General features: G+C 40.4%; 2 protein-coding genes. Both read left to right on the top strand.

The features are described from left to right. Positions 1-30 precede the first annotated feature (30 nt). A complete protein-coding gene (locus tag AB4653_RS27645; protein ID WP_102257313.1) occupies positions 31-480 on the top strand; it encodes a GNAT family N-acetyltransferase in 450 nt (149 codons plus the stop codon). 456 nt (positions 481-936) lie between these two features. After that, on the top strand, positions 937-1,458 hold a 522-nt coding region (locus AB4653_RS27640; protein ID WP_372105843.1), incomplete at its 3' end, for an SLC13 family permease.

The following is a 1,458-nucleotide window of genomic DNA, read 5'->3' as shown; positions in this document are numbered from 1 at the left end:
TGCTGATTGAGTTGGCATTATGTGGTAGGTATGGAATTCGAATATAAGAAAATAGAACCAAATCATAGAGATTTTCAGTCATTAACCGCTGAGCTGAATTTGTCACTTCGCCAGATTACTAATGACACAGGCGAAAGCTCTTTTGTATCTGACGCTTTCGACCCATCAAAAGATGGATGTATCGTGGTGTATCTAAATGATAGCGCGGTGGCATGTGGGGTATTTAGATATCACGAAAGTGAAGTTTGTGAACTTAAGCGGATGTACTCTAACAAAGCCGGTGCTGGCTCATATTTGTTGAAACAACTCGAATGTCTTGCGATTGAAAAAGGTTATCGAAAAGCTATTTTATCGACACGTAGAGTTAACTCTAAAGCGGTGACCTTTTATTGTCGCCACGCTTACTCAGAATCCAGTGCTTATGGTAAATATGTCGGTGTAGACCGTTCGATTTGTCTCTCAAAGATGCTAGTCATATAAACAACCAAATCTATTCGGTCTTAGTTTCAAGGAGGAAACATGACAAGCAACCAACTATTAGAAAAGGCACTTTATAGTAGTGCCAGTATCCATTACTTCATCCTTTAAAAGGTTGTTCAGCGCTTTTATCAGAAGCGGTCCTCAATTTATGGGCATGGCTTTAATTTATGGACGTGACTTTAAGTGACTGATCTGTTCTGACAGTATCTAGAGTAACTGGAACGGATTATGACTAGGAACGTAGAAACCACTCTCCTGAATTTAATTGCAACAGTAAATCACATACAAACGTAGAGGTAGCGCACAGAATCGAAAAAGGGGATATCGCGATTACGGAATCATTGATCTAGCCGATAGTGAGATAGTGATAAGAGGTCGATAATTCGTTGTCGGACTAAATTAGAACTTTAAATCTAATTTCTAAGTAGTTGTTATCTCAGGAAGAGTTTTTGTGCTATGCGCCCCTATATTAAATACATTATCCCTATTTTAATTCCTTTCATTATCCTCGTAATGCCGCTATCAGCGTTCCCATTTGAAGGCCTTACGATTATTCAACAACGCGTTATCGCGATCTTTTTATTAGCGGCATTGTGCTGGGTGTTCGAGCCCATCCCGATCTACGCGACGTCTGTTGTTATTATCGTTCTGCAATTGTTGATGTTGTCGGATAAAGGGCTGATCTTTTTAAGGTTTGAGCATGGGCAGGAACATTTTGGTGAGTTGTTAAAATACAGCGACATCATGGCGACATTCGCCAGCCCAATCATCATGCTGTTTTTGGGCGGTTTTTTCTTAGCGATGGCCGCCACTAAGTATCGATTAGACGTAAACTTAGCCCGTGTATTATTGAAGCCATTTGGACAAGACCCAAAGTTTGTGATGCTCGGCTTAATGTTGATCACTGGTATCTTTTCGATGTTTATGTCTAACACGGCAACAACGGCAATGATGCTATCTATTTTAACGCCGGTACTG

It is taken from the genome of Vibrio sp. 10N.222.48.A3 (assembly GCF_041475345.1).
Lineage (GTDB): Bacteria > Pseudomonadota > Gammaproteobacteria > Enterobacterales > Vibrionaceae > Vibrio > Vibrio tasmaniensis_A.
Note: the sequence above shows the minus strand (reverse complement) of the source record. Positions and strands in the feature narration are given on the sequence as shown.